This is a genomic window from Proteus sp. G2674, from assembly GCF_009915195.1.
GTDB lineage: Bacteria > Pseudomonadota > Gammaproteobacteria > Enterobacterales > Enterobacteriaceae > Proteus > Proteus mirabilis.
Genome location: NZ_JAABLS010000017.1, coordinates 148,509 through 167,056 on the forward strand (window position 1 = coordinate 148,509; position 18,548 = coordinate 167,056).

Below are 18,548 nucleotides of genomic sequence, written 5' to 3' on the forward strand. Positions count from 1 at the left end.
AAACGAAAGAAATAGAAAGGTAAAAGATCTAAATCACATTTTTATTCCCTTCGCACCGAAAGCAAATGAAAGAAAGTCAGAAGAAATGTGTCATTTTAGAACTGTAACTAGTGACTCCTTTGCGTAATAGGTTGTTTTTAGGGCGTCTTGATTGTCCAATTACAGTTTCTGTGATTTTTTGTACTCGCGTTTGTTTTTCTAAACGGCGAGTTAAAGGTGATTGTTGTTGTGTATAGTCCTCTCGAAAAATAACACTGACTTCTTGTGTTGCTTTCACCCCGATAATTGATGCTTGGATAGCGGGTATTTCGAAACGAAAGTCATTTTTTTCGATAGGTAAAGGAAGTGATGGTGCTTGCCATAAATTAATACGATCAGCACAATAAAGAGCGATAATGACAGCCCGTAATGACCAAAAAGAGCTTGCTGGACCGCTGTAATTATCAACTAAACGAGCATCATGATTAAATAGCCCTTGAGTTGGAGCGCCATTTTTGAGTGCACCTTGAGAAATAAAATAACGTAAGCTACTTTCAAAAGCCCGTTTAGCCTCTCCAACTTTGACAAAAGGGCATTGTAAATCAACGCCTGCGAGTAATGGCGCAGAAACAGCAAGACGATAACAAGCACTACGACCAAAAAAAGGAATACCTTTTGGGGTGATAAAATAAAGGTAGTGTTGATTAAAATTATTCAGGGATTGAGTAATAAAATCATGATCAAATTGTGGATCAATTTGCGCTAGCCAATAAAGAGAATAATAAAACCCCCACGCATTGTAGTAATCATAATTACCTTTTGCCCCATCACGAAACCATCCATCACCGACATAAAATTCTTTTAATCTTTCATAACGCCAATGGGCAATGGTATCTTTACCTGTCAGTGCTTTAATAACAAATTGGACGGTTAGTGGGAAAAAATGCCAGTTATTATCAACAATTTCGCAGTGATTAACTTGTTCAAACCAGTTAATTATTTGCTGTTTGATCTCCGAAGATAACGTATCCCAAACCCATTCACGGCTGATCCAAAGAGTAAGAGCGAGATCAGATGCCTCACAAATTCGTTGATCGTAATTTTCAAGTTTTCCCCAATAGCCTTTATGAAGAGGATCTGTTCCATGAATAAAGCTTTGTTTTATCATTGAGGGTAAATGGTAAATTTGCTGGTTTAAACCTAGTAATGTGCTTTTTTTGCTATTTACTGTCCATGCGGCAAGTAAAGGAAGTACTCGACTGACCCCTTCTAGCGCATCGGTTCTGACGGTTTGTTGGCCAGGACTACCGGGGTAATAGGCATGGGAATAACCCCAAACCTGATAGTGATGAAAAGCTTCTGTAATATACTGAGTAAGTCTTTCACAGAGCGAAAAAAGAGAGTGTGTCTCATCCTTAAAAAAGTCAGCAATAGCATTATCATGACGGTGATAAGCCGATTTTCTGACTAATCGCCGGATTATGTTTTCTTTAAATAAGCGTTGATAAATTTTTACATCAGGGTGCTCATAAGGCAGTTTAGGCCGTGGTTTAGATGCAATTTCAATAACCATTTTCGTATCTCAGAAAAAAGACGCATCCTTGCGAAACAAAACGGAAGTTGAGTTTAAGGTTTGGCTGAATCTACTAGTATTTGATAGTGATCTTGCCCCCAAATAACAGGTTTAGGTTTATCTTTGATCCACTGGTAATACGCATTTTTTAGTTCAGCCACTTTTTGTGGATATTGTTTTGCCAAATCGATTGATTCGCCAGGATCGGTGTTATCGTTAAAAAGCTGTGGTTGATTTTTACCATCATCATAAAAATAGAGCGCCCATTCACCATCACGCACTGCCCAAGCACCTTTAGACAGTTTCTCTAAGTTAGGGTTTACTGGAGGCGTTTGACGTTGATAGGTGATCCATTGGTGATAACCATGCCAAAACTCTTGGTTTTCTTCACTATAATGCTTAGTGCCGGGGCCAGCCCAATACAGATAAGCATGAGGCGAACGCGTTGTTTCACCTTTAAGCAATGGCATAATGTTTTTACCTTCTACTTGCAGGCTATCAGGAATTTGAATATCAGCGACTTGTAACGCGGTTGGCAAAATATCAAGTGCGGAGATCATCGCATCGCTTTTTGTTCCCGCGGGAATAGTTCCGGGTTGATAAGCAATAAAAGGTACTCTAACTCCACCATTAAACATCTGGCCCTTAAAGCCTCTATCCATGGCATTCATGGGCATGGGGGATTCATTAACTGCACCATTATCAGATAAGAAAAAAATTAATGTATTTTCTAGCTCACCATTTTCTTTTAATTTCGCAATGATTTGTCCAATACCTTCATCTGCTGCATTTAAGGCGGCAAAATATTTATCTGCCTCCACATTCCCTGTATCAAATTTATCCATATACTTAGCAGGAGATGCTTGCTCTAACGGTATGTGTGGAACGCTATAAGAAAGATTGATAAAGAAAGGTTTATCTTTATGTTCATCAATAAATTTTAGTGTTTCATCCGTTAATAGATGGGTGGTGTAACCCGGAGCAGGAACATTGACACCATTACGCCAAAATGCAGGCGAATTCCATAAGGCAACACCTGATGCATAATAACTAAAGGCGTAATCAAAGCCCCGCTCATGAGGCGCATAACCCGCTTCAGGGGTTGAGATCATATTGTCGTGATAATCACGGGTTTGTTTATTTTCATTTATTTTCGGTTTACGGATAACTTTTGCATTATGCCATTTACCAATGCTGGCAGTGGCATAGCCATTTTCTTGGAAAAGTGAGGGTAACAATTTGATATCTTGGGGTATACCTAAAATGGCATCATCATTGCTGTAAGTACCAAAACTGGCGGGTGAGCGTCCTGTAAAGATACCTGCACGAGAAGGGCCACAAACGGGATGAGCTACAAATGCATTAGTCATTTTTGCACCGTTTTCTGCCATATCACTGACATTAGGCATCGCAATACGTGCGGCTTCTATCATTTTATTGATATCACCTTTATAACGAGGAGGCGTTGGTCGCTGAGCTAACGCATCTACATCTAAGGTATCCAGTACAAAATCAAGTTGTCCTGTGCCTAAATCATCCATTACGATTAACAGTACATTCGGTTTTTCAGGTGTGCCACCAGCATGGGCTGATATTGGAAGGCTTAAACATGACGTGGCAATGATCCCCGCGAGTATGCTTTTTTTAACAAAAGGTAAGGTCACAGATTGTCTCCAAAATAAATAAAATGAAATAAAATAAGAGTCACTTGAGATAGTTTTTTTGCATCGCCCCAAGTGCATCACTGGCAAGGCCTCCACGAGCTATCGCTTGACGCATTAATTGCATGCCGATTGCCGTGTGATGAAATATTTTTTTATAAGAGTGACATAGATAATTGTGGCGATATTTTTCGCCTTCTATCGCAATAATGCGATGTTTAGGACAACCGCCATAACATAAGCTTTGCACTTCACACTGTTTGCAAAGGTTGGTTTGTTTATCGTATTTATTTTGACCAAAGCGTTGCTGTGTTTTTGATGTTGCGAGCTGTGCAAGACTTGTTAGTTGTATGTTGCCTAAATTATTAGCGGGATAAACATAGTGATCACAAGAGTAAACATCACCATTGGCTTCAATAATTAATGCTTGACCACAAGTTTTAGATTGAATACATGTTGATGCAGGATATCCCATCCATGTCCCTAATAAGCTATCAAATAAGCGAATGTATATTTTTCCTACATCACCTTGGCGTATCCATTCATTGAATATATCGGTCATAAATTTTCCGTAACCTTCAGCAGGAACAGAGAAAGCCGCTAATTGTGCGTTAGGACCGGGAGCATAATGTCCGCCATGAGTGTGTGGGAAACGTCTATCCACTTCGACTATGGGAATAAATTGAAAAAAAGTTGAACCTAAATTTTTTAAAGCTTGATAAGTCTCTTTTCCTTTATTCCAGTTTTGATCATTTACAACGGTTAATGTATTAAATTCAACACCATACTCATTTAGTAAATTGATGGCGCGTTTTACGCGTTCAAATGTTGGGCTACCATTGACTGAAATACGATATTTATCGTGAACGGCTTCAATGCCATCAATTGAAACGCCTAATAGAAAGTGGTTATCAGCAAAGAATTGTGCCCATTGACGATTAATGGCAATCGCATTGGTTTGTACACTATTGGTAATTGTCTTGCCGTTAGCAAATTGCTTTTGGTATTTGACCACTTTTTCAAAGAAGGCTAATCCTGCCAGCGTTGGTTCACCACCTTGCCAAGCAAAATCAACCTGATCGCCACTGTGTGACTGAATATAGTCTTTAATATAACGACGAAGTACACCATCAGGCATCACTGTATGGCCTGTTTCTTTTGTCTCATCTTGAAAAATATTTTCTTTTTCCAGATAAAAGCAATATTCACATTTAATATTACAGTGGTAGCTTGTCGGCTTTGCCATCATATGAAATAAAGCAGGTTGATTTGATGCCATTATTTATTTCCTGAGTTTATTTTTTATCCTGTTACATTACGTAAATTTTTACAAAACAAAAGAGATTAAAATCACAAATATAGAATATCGAAAGTAAATGAAAGTTTATTGATAAGTATATAACACAATAATTTTCAATTTAACGATGTTCTAATGGCGATAATTTCGTGTTCTTTTGATTATTTGAGCGATATGACTCTTTTATTTTTCGAAAATAAATAATCATTTTGAATTTTTAATCTGATTTTTGTGAAATATTTCGCTATTAACTCTATTTTATGGCATTTTATATAGCTATATATGGTGTAATCATAAGAGTGACATTACCTTATATCATTTTATTTATTGGAAACTGATGCCCTCAAGGCTATCATTGACATGACACGAAAATAATCGTAAGCAATCGATAGTGAAATCGAAACTTTGTGAAAGAGATCAAAAGTTTTGTTTTTTTGCGTTGTCGGTTAAATTTGGCGTAGTAAACTACATTCGAAATCAATCGAAAGTAAATCTTTTGGTTTCGTAAGGAGACGAAAGTGAAAGCGGCAGTTGAGAGGCGTATGGAAATCCTCGATATGGTTAACCAACAGGGCAAAACCAGAGTCGAAGATCTCGCTGAATTATTTAAAGTCTCAAGTGTCACTATCCGCAGCGATCTAAGTTTTCTTGAGAAAAATGGCTATATCGTTCGCTCTCATGGCGCAGCAATTCCTAATACAGGCTTTATTGCTGAACTGAGTATCCATGAAAAACGTGGACAAAATGCGGGCATTAAAACATTAATCGGGAAAGCTGCCGCAACGCTGATAAAGGATGGAGACACCGTCATTCTTGACTCGGGGACAACTACACGCGAAATCGCGACACATTTAAAGTCGCGCGAAAATGTAGTCGTCATGACTAACGGTCTGGATGTCGCAATGGAGTTAGCAAATACCACAGGTGTTGAAGTTTTAATGACAGGTGGTGTATTGCGAAAAAGTGCATTGTCTTTTTCTGGCTCACAAGCTGAAAATAGTCTAAGAAATTACCGTTTCGATAAGGTTTTTCTTGGTGTTGACGGATTTGATTTACGTGTTGGTATCACTACTCACAATGAACAGGAAGCCAGTCTTAACCGTTTAATGTGTGATATCTCAGAAACGATTATTGCGGTTGCAGATTCTACGAAATTCGGTAAACGCAGCTGTCATATGATCAGAGAGTTTGGTGATATTGATGTGTTAGTGACGGATTCAGGTATTCCTGATGAGTATGTTCAGGAACTGAAAGATCATAAAATCGACGTTATCATTGTGGACGATAAGACAGCGTAATTTGCTAACTCCATTAGCAACACCGCCGGTGTTGATTATGGAGTTAGTATTTACATGCATCCTTTAGAAAAGATTGTTCAGCAACATAAATCAGGCAAACAGAATGGTATTTATTCTGTTTGTTCTGCCCACCCTTTAGTAATAGAAGCTGCTTTATTACAAGCGCTGGACGATGATTCCTTTCTGCTGATTGAAGCCACCTCTAATCAGGTTGATCAGTTTGGTGGTTATACAGGTATGACTCCCGCTGATTTCTACCAATATGTTATTGAGAAAGCGGAAAATGTCGGTTTTCCTGTCGAAAAGCTTATCCTTGGTGGTGACCATTTAGGGCCTAATCGCTGGCAGCATCTTAATGCTGAAGAAGCGATGGCAAATGCGGATGTACTTATTGCACATTATGTTGCCGCGGGATTTAAAAAAATCCATCTTGATTGCAGTATGTCTTGTGCAGATGATCCTATTCCTTTAACAGATGAAATCGTGGCATCGCGTGCAGCTCGTCTTGCTGTTATTGCAGAAAATACCGCCAAAAAGACATTTGGTTTTAGTGATATTGTTTATGTTGTTGGCACAGAAGTCCCCGTTCCTGGTGGTGCTGCTGAAGAGCTTGATACCGTTGAGGTGACTTCACCTGATGCTGCCCGTAAAACATTAGCGTGCCATCGCCAAGCATTTTATGACGCTGGTGTGGGAGAGTGTTGGACTCGTGTTATAGGTTTAGTTGTACAGCCTGGGGTTGAATTTGATCATACCGGTATTATTGATTATCAATCTGAAAAAGCACAAGCGTTAAGCCAAGTAGTAAATGACTATTCTCATCTGGTTTTTGAAGCTCACTCTACAGATTATCAAACCAATCAAGCTTATCAGCAACTCGTCCATGATCACTTTGCTATTTTAAAAGTTGGGCCGGCGCTAACATTTGCTATGCGTGAAGGTTTATATGCACTTTGCGCCATTGAAGAAACATTATTTCCTCTTGAGAAGTGCTCTAGATTACGTGAAAAAATGGAACAATTGATGTGCCGTGAGCCTAATTTTTGGCAAAAATATTATCACGGTGATGAACGTCAACTCGCCTTTGCTCGTGTTTATAGTTTTAGTGATCGTATTCGTTATTATTGGCCTGATGCCGAGATTAATACTGCTATTGACACATTAATGGATAATTTATCTGTTAAGCCTATTCCACTTCCCTTACTTAGCCAATATTTGCCTTATCAATTTACCCAGTTTAGAGAGGGGAAAATTGCGGGTACGCCTGAGTCATTTGTTATTGCGAAAATTCGTGATGTGTTGTCGGTTTATGCCGATGCGTGCAATGTCCATTAATTGAGGGAAACCATGGAATATTTAAGCTATCAAACCGCTGAACTTGAGCAGTTAAACGCATTTTGGACAGCGAAAGAAATTGACCAGCAACCAGAGTGCTGGAAAAAAACATGGCTATCAATTCGAGAAAAACGTGCTGATATTGAGTCTTTTTTAGAAAAAGCATTGGAGGCATCAAATAGCAGAATAATTCTTACGGGAGCTGGAACATCCGCGTTTGCCGGTAGAGCGTTAGCACCTATTTTGACGGGAGCTATAAAACGTCGTGTTGATGCTATTGCCACAACGGATTTAGTTGCTGATCCTCAAGAATATTTAGCCGAAGATATCCCTACATTACTGATTTCTTTTGCTCGTTCAGGGAATAGCCCCGAAAGTGTGGCTGCGTTAGATATTGCAAAGAAGTGCTTATCGCAATGTTACCACTTAGTTTTAACCTGTAACCCTCAGGGCCAGCTTTATCAATATTGCCAAAATAGTCATAAGGCATTGGCGTTATTAATGCCGGAAGAGTCAAACGATCGTTCATTAGCAATGACATCAAGTTTTTCTTCAATGATGATGGCGGCGGTCACTATCTTTTTAGGCGATAGTGTATTTACTGATGCTATTGCGCCGTTTTTTAGTGATTACAAAGCGCAATTTGACAAAGCAAATAAAATTATCCGCCATCAATACGCAGGAAAATTCAAACGCGTTATTTATCTTGGTAGCGGAGGATTACAAGGGCTAGCACAAGAAGCCGCATTAAAAATGTTAGAGCTGACGGCGGGTAAAGTCGTAGCAAATTTTGATACCCCATTAGGCTTTCGACACGGGCCTAAATCCATCGTAAATAAAGAAACCCTTGTGGTGATGTTTTTCTCTAATGATCCTTATACACGTCAATACGAGACAGATTTATTACGAGAGGTTATTCACGATAATGCATCAGGCAAGGTGATCGCGATCACCGCACGAAATGATAAAACTTTTTCACCAGAGAGTTTTGTTTATATTCCAGCGTTAGAGAACTGTTCAGATGTGGCGCTATTGTTCCCTTATTTGATGTTGGCGCAATCATTTGCATTTCACAGTTCTATTGCACTAGGGAATACGCCTGATAATCCATCTCCAACCGGAGAAATCAATCGAGTTGTACAAGGCGTCACAATTTATCCGTTCTCACTTAAAACAGAAGACACACAGTCTGCTTTAAATTAATAAAATATAATAAGAGAGCTAGTTATGAACACACCTAATATTGTCTGGACCCGCATTGATGAACGTTTACTTCATGGACAAATCCGCATTACATGGGGTAAACATACGGAAGCAAACCTAATTTTAGTCGCTAATGATGATGCTGCTGAAGGTCCCAATGCTGCATTTATGCAGGCGGGAATGAAAGCATCTGCTGGCGGCGAATATGCGGTTCGCTTTTTCTCTATTCAAAAAACTATTGATGTTATTAGCAAAGCATCTCCTCGTCAGAAAATTTTTGTTCTGTGTAATAACCCAACTGATGTAGCCCGTTTAGTTGAAGGTGGCGTGCCTATTACTCATTGTAATGTTGGCAATATGCATTTTCATGAAGGTAAACGTCAAATTGCGAAAACAGTCTCTATCGATGAAAAAGATCTTAGTGCTTTTAAGCGTCTTATCGAAAAAGGGGTTACTTGCACAGTCCAAAACACACCAGATCAAACTCCTGTTGATGTACTAACACTCGCATCAGCCTGATTATTTCCTGATCAAGAAAACCTGCTATAGGCAGGTTTGAGGATAATTTATGATTTTTGAAGCTTCTTTAGTGGCTTTATGGGCCTTCTTTTGCGGTATCGATAAGTATGACGTGGCATTAAATATCCATCGACCATTAATTACAGGGCCCGTTGTCGGCCTGATTATGGGAGATATGCAAGTAGGATTAATTGCAGGTGCTACCTTAGAACTTGCATGGTTAGGGCTTGTACCTAATGCCGGAGCTCAGCCACCAGATGTGACATTAGGCACTATTGCAGCAGTTGCTTTTGCGGTAATGACAAAACAATCACCGGAAGTTGCAATGGGAATAGGTATGCCTATTGCTGTTTTAATGCAGATGTTGGTGATTGGTTTCTTTGCTATGACTGCATTTACCATGGGTAAAGCGGATCGATATGCAGAAAAGGCTGACGGTGCGGGGATCTCTCGCTTGCTGATTATTACACTTATTGTCCGTTCACTCCTTTATGCTTTAGTCGCTTTTGTTACTGTTTATTTTGGTGAACATGCTGCTCAATGGATTGATGAGAACACGCCAAAAGTCTTATTAGAAGGATTAGGTATTGGGGCGAAAATGGTACCCGCAATTGGTTTTGCAATGCTTCTAAAAATTATGTGGTCAAAAGAAGTGGCCGGTGTGTTCTTTATTGGTTTCGTGATGACAACCTATCTCAAACTCCCAATTATGGCCGTCGCTATTTTAGGCGCATCAGCCGCCGCACTCTACTTCTTCTTTAGTGGTAACAATAAAAATTCAAGTCAGCAGAATGAGGATTTCGAAGATGGTATCTGATAACAGCACCGCATTGAAAACGCAGGATAAACCAGAAACAGGTTCTTTGATTGATGGCATTGATGAGTATCAAGATACTGCTGTCAGAAAAGTTATTACTAAAGGCATACTTTGGAAGTGTGCATTCCGTGGCTTATTTATGGAAGGTAACTTCAACTTTGAACGTATGCAAGGTGGTGGATTCGCTTTCTCAATTATCCCAGCATTGAAGAAAATTCACGGCAATAATAAACGCGATTATGCAACATCGTTGAAAAACCATCTGCAATTTTTTAATGCCAGTCCAAAGCTGTTTACCTTTTTATTAGGAACGGCGGTGGCAATGGAAGAGAACAAAGAAAAGCCATCGACTGTTAATGTGATGAAAGTGGCAGGAATGGGGCCGACTGGGGGCATTGGCGATGCTATCGACCATATGACCTTAATGCCTTTGACCTTAGCATTAGGTGCTTCTATTGCAATGGAAGGCTCGATTGCAGGACCTTTCGTTTTCTTCTTCTTGTATCAAATTGTGCATTTTTTAGTGTATTTCGGACTGATGTTTATGGGCTATCGCGCAGGTACTGCGGCAATGGTCAATATGAGCGATGCCACTGAAAAATTAGCGAAAGCGGCAAATATTATGGGGATCTTTGTGATTGGTGCGCTCTCGGCGACCTTTATCAAAGTGCAAACCACCGCCTCGCTGGAACTTGGCGGAAAAGTCGTTGAATTACAAACAGCCCTCTTCGACAAAATTATGCCGAATTTACTGCCACTGTGCTTAGTTTTCTTAATGTACAAAATGGTGAAAAGTACCGGTTTTTGGGGTAAGCCACCAGTATTGATTTTTTCAACCCTAGCATTTGGCGTTATTGGGCATGTATTAGGATTCTTATAAAAAAGAGATGCCCTAATTGTCGACACGGTTAATCGAAATACATTATTAACTTGCTACAAACGGGTAGTAGAACTATCTGCTACTCGCAAGGAGTTACTCATGATAGGTCTTATTGTCTCAGGACATCTTAATTTTGCTACAGGTATGGCATCCGCTGTAAAGGCGATTGCTGGTGAGCAAGAAAATATCGCGTTTATTGATTTTATTGAGTCAATTTCTCCGGATGAGCTTGAACAAAAAATGCGTGAAGCGATTAACGCTATGTCATGCCAGCAATATCTCTTCTTAACAGATTTACCTGGTGGTACCCCTTGTAATCGCGCAATGGCAATCATGATGCAAAATCCCTCTGTTGAGGTGTTAGCTGGGGTTAATTTACCCATGATTGTTAATGCGGCATTTGAACGGGAAGGGTGTTCAACGACGGAATTGGTGCAAACGCTACGCGAAATTGGTCAAGACAGCATTCAAGATATTCGAGAGCAATTGGCACAAATAGATAGTCATGATGTTGAAGAAGAAGACGGCTTATGAATCAGCGATATGCCATTTTAGCAGATAGAACCTTTACTCCTGAAGGTATCCGTTATCTCTGCTATGTCCATGTTAATGGTGAAAATATTGAATCAATCACCACACAAGCACCAACAGATTGCCCAGTTATTCGCTTAAAAGGAAAATCATTATTACCCGGTTTTGTGGATATCCATATTCATGGTCGTGAAGGGGCTGATGTGATGGATGCAACGCAACAAGGGCTACAAACTATAGCCGATGCGCTGGTTAAAACAGGGGTTGTGGCTTGGGTTGCAACGACTGTCACAGCACCGATGGAGGATATCCGTCATGCGCTATTACAAGTCCGTGAGTTTGTATCAAAACCTCAAGCAACAGGTGCGTTGTTACTCGGTAGCTTTTTAGAAGGCCCTTATTTTACAGAACGCCATCGTGGTTCACATCCTGTGAAATATCTCAAAGCGCCGACCATCTGTGAATTAGAAACATTACTCGACAGTGCTGGGGGATCGCTATTGCGTGTTGCTGTTGCACCTGAAGCTGAAGGTGCGATGAATGCGATTGATTGGTTGGTCAGCCGAGGAATTAAACCAAGTGTGGCACATACAGCAGCAACTTATGAACAAGCTTCACGAGCTTTTTCACACGGTGCTGATTGTGGTGTGCATCTGTATAACGGCATGACCGGGCTTCATCACCGTGAGCCGGGATGTTGTGGTGCAGTGTTATATCACAGCGTATTAGCTGAACTTATTGCTGATGGTATCCATGTTCACCCTGTAATGATGCAACTGGCATATCGCATGAAAGGATATCAACAGATTGCCCTAATTACAGATTGTATGCGGGCAGGAGGTTTAGCTGATGGTGATTACACATTAGGTGCTCAAACGGTCACCGTCACCAATGGACAGGCAAAAACTGCCGATGGGTCGCTAGCTGGCAGCACTTGCAGTCTTGATAGTGCGTTAAGAAACATGGTGCAACTTGCACATATTCCTGAGTGGGAAGCGGTTCAAATGGCATCGGCGATCCCCGCTGAGTATCTCGGCATAGGGGATAAATTGGGTTATATCAAAGCAGGTCAACAAGCCAGCTTTGCCGTGGTGGATGAGTGTTTTCATCTTACCGATACATTCATCAGAGGAAATCATATTTACTCTGTATCCGGGGATAATGCATAACCTTTTCGTTATGCTCCCATCAGTAAAAATGAGGTATTTATAATGGAAATTCGTCAGCCAATTCATAGTGAACATGCTAAAAGGCTTGATACAGAAGGACTTCGTAAAGAGTTCCTGATTGAGAACCTATTCTGTGAAGGGGAAATGAATCTCACTTATAGCCATATAGATCGGATTATTGTTGGGGGAGTTGTCCCAACAACTCAACCTTTAGCATTAATGGCGGGTAAAGCACTTGGTGTTGATTTCTTCTTAGAAAGACGTGAATTAGGTGCTATTAATATTGGTGGTGCGGGTAAAGTTATTATAGACGGTGAGGTATTTGAAATTGGCCCTCGTGAAGCCATTTATATTGGTATGGGAGCCAAATCTGTTGAATTCACCAGCGATTCTGTAGAGACACCGGCGCGTTTTTATATTAACTGTGCACCAGCACATCACACCTATCCTACTCGCAAAATTACTCAACAGCAGGCCTCACCTGAAAAGTTAGGTAATGCAGAAAATTGTAACGTTCGTACGATTTATAAGTTTTTACATCCTTCAGTGTTACCAACATGTCAATTATCCATGGGGATGACAGTGCTTGAACCGGGTAGCTTGTGGAACACAATGCCATGTCATACTCATGAACGTCGTATGGAAGTATATCTTTATTTCGATATGAAAGATGACAATGTGGTTTTCCATTATATGGGAGAGCCAACTGAAACTCGTCATTTAGTGGTACGCAACGAACAAGCTGTCATTAGTCCTAGTTGGTCAATTCATTCTGGCGTAGGAAGCGCATCTTATACCTTTATTTGGGGAATGGTGGGTGAAAACCAGGTATTCCACGATATGGATCATGTTGCTATGAAAGATCTGAAATAACAGATAATTAATTACATTTTATTCTTTATTCCTACAAAAAAAGTGTGGCAATTATTGCCACACTTCTAGAGGTTTTAATCATGAATTTATTTGATTTAACAGGCAAAGTTGCCATTGTTACTGGGTGTAATACAGGCTTAGGGCAAGGAATGGCAATAGGTTTAGCACAAGCCGGTGCGGATATTGTTGGCGTGGGTATTCAAGATGCTCCTGAAACACGTCAAAAAGTCGAAGCGTTAGGCCGTCGTTTTCATTACATCACGCAAAATTTAATCCAACAAGATGGATTAGATGCTTTAGTGGATGAGGCTGTTAAGGTGATGGGACGTATTGATATTTTAGTGAATAATGCCGGTATTATTCGCCGTGAAGATCTTTTGCAATTTAGTGAAAAAGATTGGGATGATGTGATTAATATTAACCAAAAGACACTGTTTTTCTTATCGCAAAAAGTGGCTCGCCAGTTTGTCAAACAAGGCGAAGGTGGCAAGATAATCAACATCGCGTCAATGCTTTCTTATCAAGGAGGTATCCGAGTTCCTTCTTACACGGCAAGTAAATCCGCGGTAATGGGATTAACACGAGCATTAGCGACGGAATTATCACAATATAATATTAATGTAAATGCAATTGCTCCAGGCTATATGGCAACCGATAACACCGCTGCACTTCGTGCTGATGAAGCGCGTAATGCTGCTATTTTAGAGCGCATTCCAGCGGGGCGTTGGGGAACACCTGAAGATGTCGCAGGTCCTGCCATATTTTTAGCCTCTAAAGCTAGTGATTATATCAATGGATATACCATTGCGGTTGATGGTGGTTGGTTAGCTCGATAATCTTATGGAGAACTAGGATGGAACACGCTAATACAGAGGCTTTACAAAGAGATCTCGTGTTACAAAATATGAAACGGGTTTATCGTTATCAATCGGCTCATCAAGTTCGTAGTGTTCGTCGCCGTAGTGGTAAAACTCGTTTTATTAAAGATACAGATTGGGAACGCGGTGTTTTATGGACCTGTGTAAGTGCGGCATGGCAAGCGACACAAGATAAAGAGTACCTTAATGGTGTGTTAAATTACACCTTACATACTGGATTTAGAACAGGTCCTAATGCACGTTTTGCGGATGATCATGTTTGCGCTCAAGCTTATTTGGCGATAAGTCCTTTGTTTGAACAATCTGAAATTCTTGAACCGACGATTAAAGCGTTTGATATCATGCTAAATGATCCAAAACCAGGGCGTGAAGACTGGTGGTGGTGCGATGCACTTTTTATGGCACCTCCTGGTTTTGCTGCTTTGGCTGAAATTATTAGCGAACGACGTTATTTGGATTATATGCATACCGCTTATTGGGATGCTATTGAACATTTACGTGATGCTGAAACTGGACTTATTTTCCGCGATCACCGCTATATTCCTGATAGTCAGGGAAATGAAATGCGTGAAGCTAATGGTGAAAAAGTATTTTGGAGTCGCGGTATTGGTTGGGTTTTAGCTTCTATTCCTCGTATTCTTCAATATATGCCTGATGATTATCATGAGCGCGATCGTTATATAACACTGTTTAAACAATTAGCGCGTTCTATCCTAGATTACCAACATGAAGATGGTTTTTGGCGCACCAGTTTATTAGATCCTGATAATTTCCCTGCACCTGAAAGTTCAGCTACCGCGCTTTTTTGTTATGGACTTGCATGGGGAATAAATCAGGGTGAATTAAATAAAGAAGAATATTTTCCCGCATTACATAGAGCGTGGTCAGCATTACAATCCTGTATTCATGATAATGGTATGATTGGTTGGGTACAACTTCCGGCATTTAATCCGCGAGAGGTAAAGTTTGAGCATAATATGGATTATGGCGCTGGAGCATATTTATTAGCGGGTAGTGAAGTATTAAAAATGACGTTAAATAATTAGCTCTTTATATTAATAATTGGTAATTTAATACCTATTCCTTTTAATTTATTTCTAACTAATATATTGGCTAAAATAAAAGTCGATTTTTTTCATTTCCTCTTGCGCTCCGATAAAAATGGAGGCAGAATCAAATTGTCTATGTTTGAGTCCGCCTCGGTTAATATACTGTATATTTTCCGGGGCTTTTCTCTTTCTGGTATTGGCATAATGCTTGAACCAGATTGATCCAAGCACCCGGCGCAGAGCATAACAAATTATTAAAATGAGACAACAGATTTATTATCAATAATAAATGAAGATATGATTATTTATTATTTAAATAAAATAATTGATTCGCTAAATTGATTTATAAATAAAAAGAGTCTCGATGTTTTATATCGAGACTCTTTAATTTAAAAGTTACGACTTTTACTTAATTAAATAAACTGTTATTGGTATTGCTTGTATAGTCGTTGTTGTAATTAGCGTATTATTATTTTGATATCTAATATTAACACCTAATTGTGGTGTGGCTAATTTCCAAATCCCTTTTACAGTAACTGTACTACTTATTGGTTGAGGATCGGCTGTAAGCCATTGGCGAGAATAAACACTCACTTCAACCTGGTTACCCTTATTATCAATTTGGTCAGCTTCAATACCCTGATATAAATTTAAATCAGGATTAACAATACTTAGCGTTAATTGTTGTTTTTGTTTTTTTACCATTACCATAGTGGGGGAATCACTTGATAATAATAAAGCTTGAGATGAATTGACTTCGGTGGCATTAAAAAAAGCATATCCCTCTTCTTGCGTGATTTTATCTTTTACTGCATGAAGTTGATTATTATGCTGCAATACGGTGTATTCAGGCGCTTTATTATCTTGTGCTTCTATGGCTATTGCATATTCATAATTTGCATTTTTAGGGGCTTTACCGTGAGAGATAACGGCTGTTGCAAACAATTGTTCTGTTTGCTGTGAATTTCTGTCATCAACAGAGTATTGTTTTTGATAACTAAATTCTACCGTTTGCCCTTTAGCTAATTTATACAAGTTACCCGCCGGATCAATTAATGTATCGGCATTATTTAAGGTTAATTGAGTACCGAGTTGGTTCACTTTTTTACCATTAATTATAATTGATTGTAACTTAGGAACAGCAAACTGGAACAGTGTCGTTTCTGTTGTATGTTGTTTATCATTATTTTCAATACCAGAGCCTAATGCGATCACTCTATTATCAAATAAGAAATAGGATTTATTCGCTCTTAGACTTTGTTGTTGATATTTACTGTGACCATGTAATTTCATGGCAAACATACTGTTATTATTTAGTGTATTGGCACCAGAATAACGTTGTGTTGAAAGCAACATTTCTTCTATGCCTGCACTTGGCAATTGGCTTAGTTTTGCTTCTAGTTCATCATAAGGAAGGTGGATCGTAGTCGTTCCTGGATATCGATTCCAATCCCAACCTGCATGACTAAAACCCGATTTAGTTAAATCCGCAGGAATAATTTCAAGTTGCCCATATTGCAAGTAACGACCATAACGGTTGTTATTCTCATAACTTTCATTACCCACTAAATAACGACTAAAACCACGAGCGATAGCAAGCCAGCTTTGCTGTGGCGCTGTTATTGATGCTCTACGCTGGATTGCCATTGAAGCATAATTCATTGCCCATGCACCTACCGGTTCATTTTCTGCTTTAATACCTTCAAAGCTATCTTTGTTTGCTAATTTTGCATAAGCGGCTGCTAATGTAGTATCTAGCTCTTTTTTACCATCGGGCGTACCTGCAAGAGCCATCCATTTGAAGGGATCAATACTTATTTTATGTAACCCCGTAGGATGTCTGCCACTTAATACCAGAGGAATTTGTGTTTCTTTGGTATAGATACGCATTTTTAATAATACATCTTTTAAGCGTGCATGTGCTGGTGATGAAAGACGAAAAGGGGAATGACTTAAGGCATAAACACTAGGCGCTAAGCCACCAAATGCATCCTTGGCATAAGCTGGATAATGTTGTGAATGGTGAAAAATAGAGCCATCAGATTTAAAGCCACCAGCGACACCTTTAGAACTAAGAATGGTTTTGTTTAGCCAACTTTGCAATTGTGCTAAGGCTTGTTGGCGCTGTTGATAATCTGGCAACATCAATAAACTTTTTATCATCCACTGTAATTGGGTATTGAGAATATCGACATTTGCATCAACGATTTCATTATCTTTTTCAAATATACGCCCTGTTGCGTTATACCACATCATGGCTTGTTGTGTCGGTGCTAACAGATTATGTTTTGCTAGAATATGGCGACCAATAAACCATGCATCAAAAAGCTCTCTTGTTTGATAACCTACGTGAGTAATAATTTGGTAACCACTCCCCCGTGTGAAACCTTGTTCAAGAACGTAACGAGTGCCTAATAAATAGAGCGTTTCTAATTTTTTTCTATCGATTGCTGATAAGGAGTGACTACGCAAGTAAATCGCTGTTTGAAGAAGCGTTTTGCCTACATCTCTTAGCATGTTGGCATCAAGTAATGCTTTTTGGGTTTCTTCACTAAAGACCTCCTCGACTTTGATAAAATTCTGGCGATTAGGATGATCAAGGGCTTTTGCGGTTATTGAGCCATCAGCATGTTGTTCTAAGGCTAATTTTTTCCATAATGCTAAATTTTTGTCGATCATTTCAGCGGTGATTTTTTTATCACGACTGACACCTTGATAGTATTCAAAACGTTGATAAATAGATGCCACTTCAGGCTGATCATCACGAAACTCAGTCGCAAAATTTAATGTAGGATAATGCGCTGTGAACATTTGATCGTACATCAATAATGCACTCCAATTTTTACTCACCATTGTATTTACTGCATTATTAACATATGGAATTTGATAGTCAGGAATAGGCCAACGATTATCTAAAGGTACGCTCATAATTATTTGATCAAAAAAAAGCGTACCTGCTTGATCTGGTGCAGTAATGACTAATTTATCTAATTTGCCTGTTGCTGAGCCTTTCATATCACGAAAAGGAACTGCAATACCTCGCCAACCCGTGAAATTCAGTTCCGTTTTAAAACTTAATGCTACTTGATTATTTTGTTTAAATTGTAATGTAAGGGGCGTTGACTGTGGTTTTTCATTGTAAATCCACATCATAAAAGTGAGTGGTGTTGCTGTATTTTTATCATCTTGATAATTAACTTCATTATTAAGTGTTAATGTTGATTGGGGTTGATACTGCCATTTGAGTGACTGTACGCCATCTTTAGCATGCTCTTTACTTAGTGATAGCTGATGGTCATTTGATGTGCTCAAGGTATTTGGCATTTCATCTTCAAAAAGATAAAGATCGCCAAAAGGTTCATGAGAAAGAGAAGGTAATGCTTGTGCGGGTAAGGATAAGCAGAAACTTAGTGTAATCGCATAAGCTAAAGAATTTTTTATTAGCATAATCAGATTTCCTGCAAAATAAAAAAGGAACGCGAATGC

At 39.3% G+C, this 18,548-nt stretch carries 15 protein-coding genes; 11 read left to right on the forward strand and 4 right to left on the reverse strand.

Annotated elements, in window-relative coordinates; genetic code table 11:
- Positions 1-76: 76 nt before the first annotated feature.
- From GWI58_RS08130 to GWI58_RS08140, 3 genes are read right to left on the reverse strand one after another with little or no spacing between them, the layout of a single operon-like run.
- Complete coding sequence (locus tag GWI58_RS08130) at positions 77-1,552, reverse strand: DUF2264 domain-containing protein (RefSeq protein WP_004244217.1); 1,476 nt, start codon at positions 1,550-1,552, stop codon at positions 77-79.
- Positions 1,553-1,605: 53 nt separating this feature from the next.
- Positions 1,606-3,216 (reverse strand): sulfatase family protein, encoded by a 1,611-nt coding sequence (locus GWI58_RS08135; RefSeq protein WP_094960083.1) that lies wholly within the window; start codon positions 3,214-3,216, stop codon positions 1,606-1,608.
- A gap of 40 nt (positions 3,217-3,256) precedes the next feature.
- On the reverse strand, positions 3,257-4,492 hold the full coding sequence (locus tag GWI58_RS08140; protein WP_004248616.1) for an anaerobic sulfatase maturase: 1,236 nt from the start codon (positions 4,490-4,492) through the stop codon (positions 3,257-3,259).
- Between the two features lie 536 nt (positions 4,493-5,028).
- Between GWI58_RS08140 and agaR the strand changes: the two genes are divergently transcribed.
- From agaR to GWI58_RS08195, 11 genes are all read left to right on the forward strand, one after another.
- Positions 5,029-5,808 carry a transcriptional repressor AgaR gene (agaR, locus tag GWI58_RS08145; protein ID WP_004244214.1) on the forward strand — a complete coding sequence of 260 codons (780 nt, stop codon included), beginning with the start codon at positions 5,029-5,031 and terminating at the stop codon, positions 5,806-5,808.
- Positions 5,809-5,862: 54 nt separating this feature from the next.
- Positions 5,863-7,143: a tagatose-bisphosphate aldolase subunit KbaZ gene (kbaZ, locus tag GWI58_RS08150; RefSeq protein ID WP_004248615.1), complete on the forward strand. Its 1,281-nt coding sequence runs from the start codon at positions 5,863-5,865 to the stop codon at positions 7,141-7,143.
- 12 nt (positions 7,144-7,155) lie between these two features.
- Positions 7,156-8,346 (forward strand): SIS domain-containing protein, encoded by a 1,191-nt coding sequence (locus tag GWI58_RS08155; RefSeq protein ID WP_004244212.1) that lies wholly within the window; start codon positions 7,156-7,158, stop codon positions 8,344-8,346.
- Between the two features lie 24 nt (positions 8,347-8,370).
- Complete coding sequence (agaV, locus tag GWI58_RS08160) at positions 8,371-8,865, forward strand: PTS N-acetylgalactosamine transporter subunit IIB (RefSeq protein ID WP_004244211.1); 495 nt, start codon at positions 8,371-8,373, stop codon at positions 8,863-8,865.
- A gap of 49 nt (positions 8,866-8,914) precedes the next feature.
- Positions 8,915-9,682: a PTS N-acetylgalactosamine transporter subunit IIC gene (gene agaW, locus GWI58_RS08165; protein ID WP_004244210.1), complete on the forward strand. Its 768-nt coding sequence runs from the start codon at positions 8,915-8,917 to the stop codon at positions 9,680-9,682.
- A complete protein-coding gene (locus GWI58_RS08170) occupies positions 9,672-10,562 on the forward strand; it encodes a PTS system mannose/fructose/sorbose family transporter subunit IID (protein ID WP_004244207.1) in 891 nt (296 codons plus the stop codon). Before agaW ends, GWI58_RS08170 begins: the two co-directional genes overlap by 11 nt.
- Before the next feature lie 99 nt (positions 10,563-10,661).
- Positions 10,662-11,096 (forward strand): PTS galactosamine/N-acetylgalactosamine transporter subunit IIA, encoded by a 435-nt coding sequence (agaF, locus tag GWI58_RS08175; RefSeq protein ID WP_004244205.1) that lies wholly within the window; start codon positions 10,662-10,664, stop codon positions 11,094-11,096.
- Positions 11,093-12,262, forward strand: coding sequence for an N-acetylglucosamine-6-phosphate deacetylase (gene nagA / locus GWI58_RS08180; protein ID WP_004248614.1), 1,170 nt, complete (start codon positions 11,093-11,095; stop codon positions 12,260-12,262). The genes agaF and nagA overlap by 4 nt, the downstream gene beginning before the upstream one ends.
- Positions 12,263-12,304: 42 nt before the next feature.
- The gene (gene kduI / locus GWI58_RS08185) at positions 12,305-13,135 is read left to right on the forward strand and encodes a 5-dehydro-4-deoxy-D-glucuronate isomerase (RefSeq protein WP_004244203.1); all 831 of its coding nucleotides are present in this window, start codon (positions 12,305-12,307) and stop codon (positions 13,133-13,135) included.
- An 80-nt stretch (positions 13,136-13,215) separates the two neighbouring features.
- On the forward strand, positions 13,216-13,971 hold the full coding sequence (gene kduD, locus GWI58_RS08190) for a 2-dehydro-3-deoxy-D-gluconate 5-dehydrogenase KduD (protein WP_004248613.1): 756 nt from the start codon (positions 13,216-13,218) through the stop codon (positions 13,969-13,971).
- Positions 13,972-13,988: 17 nt separating this feature from the next.
- Positions 13,989-15,059, forward strand: a complete 1,071-nt coding sequence (locus GWI58_RS08195; protein WP_094960085.1) for a glycoside hydrolase family 88/105 protein — start codon at positions 13,989-13,991, stop codon at positions 15,057-15,059.
- A gap of 408 nt (positions 15,060-15,467) precedes the next feature.
- On the opposite strand, the gene GWI58_RS08200 is transcribed toward GWI58_RS08195, so the two are convergent.
- Entirely contained in the window at positions 15,468-18,509 is a 3,042-nt protein-coding gene (locus GWI58_RS08200) for a chondroitinase family polysaccharide lyase (protein ID WP_161769072.1), read from the reverse strand.
- Positions 18,510-18,548 lie beyond the last annotated feature (39 nt).

Bases quoted from the DNA above. Each gene is read 5' to 3' on its own strand.
- GWI58_RS08130 (WP_004244217.1), bottom strand. From the start codon at position 1,552: ATGGTTATTGAAATTGCATCTAAACCACGGCCTAAACTGCCTTATGAG.
- agaF (WP_004244205.1), top strand. From the start codon at position 10,662: ATGATAGGTCTTATTGTCTCAGGACATCTTAATTTTGCTACAGGTATG.
- GWI58_RS08170 (WP_004244207.1), top strand. From the start codon at position 9,672: ATGGTATCTGATAACAGCACCGCATTGAAAACGCAGGATAAACCAGAA.
- agaV (WP_004244211.1), top strand. From the start codon at position 8,371: ATGAACACACCTAATATTGTCTGGACCCGCATTGATGAACGTTTACTT.
- GWI58_RS08155 (WP_004244212.1), top strand. From the start codon at position 7,156: ATGGAATATTTAAGCTATCAAACCGCTGAACTTGAGCAGTTAAACGCA.
- kduI (WP_004244203.1), top strand. From the start codon at position 12,305: ATGGAAATTCGTCAGCCAATTCATAGTGAACATGCTAAAAGGCTTGAT.
- kduD (WP_004248613.1), top strand. From the start codon at position 13,216: ATGAATTTATTTGATTTAACAGGCAAAGTTGCCATTGTTACTGGGTGT.
- GWI58_RS08200 (WP_161769072.1), bottom strand. From the start codon at position 18,509: ATGCTAATAAAAAATTCTTTAGCTTATGCGATTACACTAAGTTTCTGC.
- GWI58_RS08195 (WP_094960085.1), top strand. From the start codon at position 13,989: ATGGAACACGCTAATACAGAGGCTTTACAAAGAGATCTCGTGTTACAA.
- GWI58_RS08140 (WP_004248616.1), bottom strand. From the start codon at position 4,492: ATGGCATCAAATCAACCTGCTTTATTTCATATGATGGCAAAGCCGACA.
- agaW (WP_004244210.1), top strand. From the start codon at position 8,915: ATGATTTTTGAAGCTTCTTTAGTGGCTTTATGGGCCTTCTTTTGCGGT.
- nagA (WP_004248614.1), top strand. From the start codon at position 11,093: ATGAATCAGCGATATGCCATTTTAGCAGATAGAACCTTTACTCCTGAA.
- kbaZ (WP_004248615.1), top strand. From the start codon at position 5,863: ATGCATCCTTTAGAAAAGATTGTTCAGCAACATAAATCAGGCAAACAG.